We start from the raw sequence: 7,111 nt of genomic DNA, 5'->3' as shown, positions 1-7,111 counted from the left end.
ACCATTCGCACCGGAGTTAAACAGCTCAGAAAGGCTATGGGAGTGGATGCGGGAGCATGACTTATCAAACAAAGCATTTTCAGGTTATGAAAATATTGTAGATTGTTGCTGTGAAGCTTGGAATAACCTTTGCAGCGAAGCTGGTCGACTGTTCAGTCTGTGCTCCCGTGATTGGGCAGTTATACAGTAGTTAGAAAATTCAATTGGTATAATTGACTCCAGGGTTTGGTAAACATTCATTGACGTTGGTTGTATTGAGTGCGAATGAATTAAAGAGAAGTATTCCGCTGAATATCTTGGGACGACTCAGTATTTTTTCTCCGGACTCTTCCAGTCTGATATACCAGCCATTGCTATTATTTAGATTATTAAGGGCAGCCTCTTTTTGTGTAGTGCTGCCCTGTTGAATTAAATTTGCGGTGGCATCGTATAAAGATGACTCAGTGATCACCGAGTTTCCTACATAAGTGTAATCAGCCGGAGGCTCGAAGATATGTGGGTCTCGTATAACATACATTCGATCATTGACCGAGGTATTCAATGGGCTGTGCCTTAATCCTGTCCCAATTGCAATGTTCAGGTAATCGAAAGTGCTGGAAATACTGACATCTGGTGTTTCAAAAAAGCGCCGGGCATCACCGGATGAGGTTCCGGAAATTCTTGCAATCACACCTCCTCTGGCAAAATTTCTGGAACCAGAGTTAGTCTGGTTGACGTCAAACCGGATGATCTGCCCTCCCATATCTACAGCATAGAAATAATCCGTAAATCCATCCTGATCAACATCGATTACCGCCAGGCCGGCAGGAATGCTGTATCGCATGTCCGACATATTCAGATTGGAATCATTATTGGAAGCACGCCACAGCAGGGCGCCCGTTTCAGCATCCACCATGAAAACAGCATTACCAATATTATTGTTTTGAATGGTACTCTGGTTATCTACCGCAACATCATAGCCACCACCAAAGAGCAGAACCTGGCGCTCCCCACCATTCCATTTGACCCTGGCCAGTTTGGGTTCTGACCAGGTTTGCCCCAGCCGTCCAAAATCACCATAGGGGTCAGATATATGGTTGTTATCCACATCGCCTCGGATGACCCACTTTAAAACCGGGCTGTTTCTTCGAGTGACATCCATAGCGTAAATATTATTGCCTCCACGACGCATGGAGAGGTAAAGATAAACATGTTCGCCAGACTCGGGGGAGCCATTATTGGACTGCAGGACGCGTCCATTACCATTGGCGTCGTTTGTCCAGACAGCGATAGGACCGTCCAGACCATAAAACTTTTTTGGGCGGGTGTCGTAATCCGGATCCAGTGAAATGCTGGCTGAAAAGGTTCCAGAATCATCATGCCTGATGACATCGTTAGTCGTAAACTCTAATGTACCGCTTGACTCGACGACGCCATCAAAGTAACTGCCAACAAAAAACGGTTCTCCTCCACCAATACGTGCCAGCACCGCTGCATTGGCGAACCGGGGATCCAGCCTGTTTCCGAAAGCTTCTACTTCAGGGTTTCCGTTGGGATACCCGATGCAGGGGCAGCCAAATTGAACCTGTCCGGTAACCGTTATCACCAGCCTGACAGGCCCCTGGATATTGATGCCTGTATTATTCCAGTTGAGGCGGGGGTTAATTGATCGGCTGTATGTTGGGGCTGAAGCTGGTACATCGTCATAATCAGGAAGTACATAGGTCACCTGAAGCCCTGAAAGGCCAAAATAACCCCTTTCTACGGTCATTCGATAATCATCCCATGACCCACCCCCATCGGTAATTTCGACGGTACGACCACCATTAACGACGCGAATCTGTGGCTGGGTTAGAGAGCCAATGGTTCCTCCCCCGTTATAAATCAGCTGATATTGGCCTGGCCGCACGGTTTTATTGACGGTGCCGATATTTTCTGGAAAGTTTCCTATTCCATCAATAATCATACTGTGAAATATGCCGGACTCTTCCGTTACACGAAAGGTTTCAGTCACTCTTTTACCATTATCAATTTTATCGATACCCCGGTAATGAGCGAGGTTGGTCAATAAATCTTTAGGGATAAAAGAGAGTTCCGTAGAACCATTATCCGCGTTAACACCGTATAGAAAACCACTGTTAGTGGTAAAAAAAATGGTTTTATCATTGCTAAAGTAGGAAATAACTTTGGGCTGAGCATGGATTGGGTCAGCAATGCTATGGCGATCATCGGTAGTGGAGCCATTGGTATTCTCATCATCCACATCCACCCCTCGAGCCCAGCGAAGCATATTTTGACGATCAGTACTATTGAGAACACCCAGCATGGACTGGGTAATGCCAGAATTACTCTCATGTAATTTATTGGTGAATGTCGTCAGATTCACATTGTTATCACCACTGATATTGGTGTAGGCAGGGGCTGACTGGCTGCGGTTCGCGGCCATTCCTCCCTGTTCAACGGACTTCCCATCCGCAGTGCTGCTCCAGAAGCTTCTCGCAGTGTCCTTGAAGAAACCGGTATCCGGATCAATGGCAAGCTGATTATTTGCATCGTAAATCTGGTTATCTTCCCCAAGGCGATAGCGCTTCAGGTTTCCTTTCCAGTTACTTCCTTCACCCGGCTTAAACATTACGTAATAGAGGTCTTCCGCCGTTTCCAGTGAGTTAAACGCACTGGTACTGGTGGCTGGTGCGGTAAATGATGATTCTTCAGCTCTTACTCTGGCCATAATATCCGCCAGAGCGTTATCAAGGTCTTCCGAGCCAGCGGCATCATAGTATTGACCACCGCCAAAACTGGCGGTCGTTCTTAGAATGCCTGGGGGAGCACTGCCAAAACCGGCAATGGTATAGGTTGTGGTATGCTGGTTACCAGTAATCCCCGGGCGAACATCCCGGTTACGCATGTACCAGGACATTTCATCCAGGCAGTCGCCACTCCAGCAATTTCGATCCAAACCCGCAGGCAGGGTGTGTCCGCTGACTAAATTTCTGACTGCCTGCTGAACATTACTGGTAGCCCAGCCTGCTCCATCGGTAAAAAGAATGACGTTACTTTTCTGGCACTGGTTCACAATCGGAGAACGATAATTGGAGCCTGAAAAAGCACCAGCTGTACTCTGGCCATTATCGAACTGTCGACTGAATCCCCCCAGGTATCGGTAAATTTCATAAAGCGAACCAACCAGGGGAGTACCTCCACTGGCTACGTAATTATTATTGACATTCAGTGCTGTCTGACGGCCTGTTTCCACATTTTGTGAGGGGAAGTCTATTTTTCCGCCTTCCCAGCTAAAACTGGCAAGAGCAATATTGATATTTTTCGCACTTAAAATAAAACGGCTTAAAGCAGCCTTTGCCACATCCATCCTGGTAACACTGAGGCCTCCTCCGGAATCAACCAGTACGCCCATACTGCCGGAAGTATCCATAATAAAAACAACGACTCCGCGCTGATTACTTGGCACTTCTTTAACAAATAAGTCGATGTCTGCCGAAAACACCTTACCAGCAAAGCCCAAGAATAGAGACAGACCCAGAATAGTGTGTAATCGCACTGGAGAAAAACTTTTTGAGTTAGACTATTTAAAAATTCGGCCAGATACGGAATGCCTGAACCGTTCCGGGTTTCCAGGTAATAACCACAGCCTTCCCTTCAAGGTTGCTCAGCTTCTCGGCCAGAGTAGAACCATCTGAATTCAGAACTCTGAGCTTATTATTAAAAATCAAGTTTTTAGGAGGGCATGTGCTGCATTCGTAAGCTATTAAAATACCGGAACTGTCGGTAGCAAACTGGACCTCCACTCTGGAAAATTCTGCGCCTTCTTCAAAAGGGGCAGACCATACAGCAGGGGCAAACCCAAACAGGACAAGATAAATCACAGGAACAAAGCGAAGCATATTTTTCCTCCATCTGGAGTGATTCAAATCCCCACACAGCCTGATAAGGCTCCCTCTGTACCTTGGAATAGTCTTCAGGCTATCCACTTCAAATGCCTCTTCGTTTAATTATCCAATACTTAGGGCCGTTATGGTTGAGCGCTATCAATAAGGAGAAGGGCAGTTATTATCTCGACATTTTGAAAGAAAACATGATTGAAAGAGGGAGAGCTAGGGGGCGCTCTCAATTAGACATGTGATCAACTGGTCTCATGGCTAATTGAAAACGCCCCTAGAGAGTGGTTCAGAACCTTAAACATCGGTGAATATATCTGCTTTAGCACTACGTTTATTCAGCGGGGTTAGCTGTTTCCTCTGATAGGTCTGGTCGAAGTGAAACCCTGTTTCTGCATGACCTCGCATTTCCTCGACCCATTGGTATTATGAATGAATGATCAGTAATTCATCTTACTAAAGGTCTTCCGCACAAGAGTTGTTCAAGCTTTCTCGCTTAATATCTATTTTGATCAGCAGTTGTCGTTAATTAACGTGGGTGCTTGATTGAAATCAAAACTTATCTCCAGACTCATGTCTAGTATGCGGATTTTGAGGGGTAAGTTAAGATGTCTACTACAAAAGCCGCCCTCCAGCATTTGTTCGATGAGCTTGCTGCCATTGGTCATACCAGCCATGGCATGAATCGCATCGCCTTCACACCACCTGAAAACCAGGCCTTCGAATTTATCAGCAAGATTCTTGATCAGCATGGCATAGCCCATCGCAGTGATGGCTTTGGCAACCTGATTGCCCGTATTCACGGAGAAAAAAACAGGCCGGCGGTTGCCACTGGCTCGCACCTTGACAGTGTACCTGACGGTGGTTGTTATGACGGTGCAGTGGGGGTGATTGCCGGGCTGTATGCGCTTATTGAACTGCAAAAGGAAGCACTGAACCATCCTCTTGAATTAATTATTTTCAGAGCAGAAGAGTCCAGTCGTTTTGGCCACAGTTGCATGGCCAGCAAGCTGATGACCGGGCAAGCTGACCTGAATAAATGGCGGGAGACGCGGGGGAGTGATGGCAAAAATATCTTTGATGCCCTGAGAGACAACGGATTTGACCCCGATCAGCTGGATCAGGTTCGAATAAACCCAGCAGATTATAAATCCTTCATAGAGTGTCATATTGAACAGGGCCGGGTGTTATTGGATAACCATCTGAGTTTGGGCGTGGTCTCTGCCATTGCGGCGCCAACTCGGTTTCTGATTGAAATCAACGGTATTGCTGATCACTCCGGCGCTACACCAATGGGGCTGCGCCACGATGCACTGGTGGCTGCCTCTCAGGTAGTGACCCGGGTGAATACCATTGCTCAGCGTGAGGCTCTGCACGGCACTGTGGGTACCGTTGGCCGGATGGAAGTTTCGCCCAACGCCATGAATGTCATTCCCGGAAAAGTGGTGATGAGTATCGATATCCGGGGGATTGACACGGGGAGTATTCAACGAACCACCCATGACTTACTGACCTTTGTTTCTGAATTGGAGGGCGTTTCGGTCTTCATTACCCGTCTATCAGAAGAAAAACCGGTCCATCTGAATAATGACATCGCAGAGCTACTGAATCAGTCCTGCCTGGAAGAGTCTATCCCAGCCATGCCCATGCAGAGTGGAGCAGGCCATGATGCCATGTATATGGCCAGAGAAATTCCTACTGCCATGCTGTTTGTGCCATCGGTAAACGGGGTCAGTCATAACCCGGAAGAGTTTACCCCGTTTGATGATATCTGGAATGCCGCCAGAGTGCTGAAACGCACCATGCGAAAACTGGCTGCCTGAATTTGTAACGTCAACAGGCCCTAAGAACCTTATAGAAATCCAGTTGATTGGAGATTGTTGTGATGACCCTCATGCCGTCGGATTTTGTAAGCGCCAATAAAGAGAAATACACGGCGATCAGACGATTCTTTCACCAGATTCCAGAGCCGGGCTGGGAGGAGTATCTGACCACCTGGCATATTTATCAGCATCTGAAAAAGCTGGATGCTCCCTTCACCTTTACCATTGGTAAAGACCTGCTCAACAGTGACAGTCGTTTTGGGCTTCCCAGTGAGCAAGTATTACTGGCTGCTCACCGTCGTCTTGAACAGGCTGAAGCGGATGCCGGGTTTATTAAAAAAATTGCTGGTGGCCACACAGGTCTGATGGTCACTCTGGAAAGTGGGCGACCCGGGCCAAACTCTCTGTTTCGTTTTGATATTGATGGTTTGCCTGTCAGAGAGTCTGATTCTGAGAGCCATATTCCGGTCAAAGCAGGTTTTCAGTCCACCCATCCGGGGTATATGCATGCCTGTGGTCATGATGGTCATATTACTACTGGTCTGGCTCTGGCCGAGTTTATTGCCCTGAACCAGGATTCGCTCAATGGCCGAATTCAATTGCTGTTCCAGCCTGCGGAAGAGGGGTGCAGGGGAGCAAAAGCGGTGGCGGATCGTGGCTGGTTGAAGGATGTCGACCACTTTATTTCCGGTCATATTGGCATCAGTCAATACCCGGTGGGTACGGTGTCCGCCAGAACCTGCGATATGCTGGCAACCTGCAAGCTGGATATCCGTTTCAGTGGTCGTTCATCTCATGCCGCCAATAATCCCCAGGAAGGTCGTAACGCACTGCTGGCTGCTGCTAACTGTGCATTGGGGTTACACGGTATCAGCCGTCATTCGGACGGAGGCTCACGGGTTAATGTCGGAACATTGAATGCTGGCAGCGGCCGCAACATTATTGCAGATAAAGCGGAAATGATGGTGGAGCTTCGCGGTGAGAACGATGAGATCAATGCGTTCATGCTGGATCAGGCCAAAAAGGTGACTGAGGGCAGTGCACTGATGCACGGGGTTGAACACGAACTGCTACTGGTGGGGCATGCACTGGCTGCCTCCTGTGACGAGCCGTTAGCAGAACGCATTGAAAACGTACTCAAGAGTAGCCCCCTGGTCACCGAAGTGGTTCATCAGTTGCCACTGAAGGCTTCTGAGGATGCTTCGGTGTTGATGGATGCCGTTCAGAAGAGCGGCGGACAGGCTACTTACCTGATGTTCTGCTCACCCACCTGCGGTGGGCACCATAACCCGGAATTTGATTTTGATGAGTCAGTACTGAGTATCACTATGGATGTGATGGTCCGATCGCTTCTGGCTCTGAATGGCTCATAGGAGGCTGACAGCCTGATTGGATTCAGGCTGTTATCAACGC

At 48.0% G+C, this 7,111-nt stretch carries 4 protein-coding genes and 1 pseudogene; 3 read left to right on the top strand and 2 right to left on the bottom strand.

Translation table 11 applies throughout. The features are described from left to right. A pseudogene (locus tag AK963_RS35040) lies at positions 1-190 on the top strand (IS630 family transposase); the annotation flags it as partial. Between the two features lie 9 nt (positions 191-199). Here the strand turns inward: AK963_RS35040 and AK963_RS02430 are convergent. Both AK963_RS02430 and AK963_RS02425 read right to left on the bottom strand, forming a co-directional pair. Then, on the bottom strand, positions 200-3,538 hold the full coding sequence (locus tag AK963_RS02430) for a PilC/PilY family type IV pilus protein (protein ID WP_139117206.1): 3,339 nt from the start codon (positions 3,536-3,538) through the stop codon (positions 200-202). A gap of 28 nt (positions 3,539-3,566) precedes the next feature. Then, positions 3,567-3,881, bottom strand: coding sequence for a hypothetical protein (locus tag AK963_RS02425; protein WP_066013819.1), 315 nt, complete (start codon positions 3,879-3,881; stop codon positions 3,567-3,569). A gap of 602 nt (positions 3,882-4,483) precedes the next feature. On the opposite strand from AK963_RS02425, the gene AK963_RS02420 reads away from it, so the two are divergent. Together AK963_RS02420 and AK963_RS02415 are read left to right on the top strand one after the other, a co-directional pair. Continuing rightward, a complete protein-coding gene (locus AK963_RS02420) occupies positions 4,484-5,698 on the top strand; it encodes a Zn-dependent hydrolase (protein ID WP_066013817.1) in 1,215 nt (404 codons plus the stop codon). 62 nt (positions 5,699-5,760) lie between these two features. Further along, on the top strand, positions 5,761-7,071 hold the full coding sequence (locus AK963_RS02415; protein ID WP_066013815.1) for an amidohydrolase: 1,311 nt from the start codon (positions 5,761-5,763) through the stop codon (positions 7,069-7,071). Positions 7,072-7,111: the final 40 nt, after the last annotated feature.

The sequence above is a fragment of the Endozoicomonas atrinae genome (assembly GCF_001647025.1).
GTDB lineage: Bacteria > Pseudomonadota > Gammaproteobacteria > Pseudomonadales > Endozoicomonadaceae > Endozoicomonas > Endozoicomonas atrinae.
This window is presented reverse-complemented; position numbering and strand designations above follow the sequence as displayed.

Coding starts and splice junctions, on each gene's coding strand:
- AK963_RS02425 (WP_066013819.1), bottom strand. CDS start 3,881: ATGCTTCGCTTTGTTCCTGTGATTTATCTTGTCCTGTTTGGGTTTGCC.
- AK963_RS02415 (WP_066013815.1), top strand. CDS start 5,761: ATGACCCTCATGCCGTCGGATTTTGTAAGCGCCAATAAAGAGAAATAC.
- AK963_RS02420 (WP_066013817.1), top strand. CDS start 4,484: ATGTCTACTACAAAAGCCGCCCTCCAGCATTTGTTCGATGAGCTTGCT.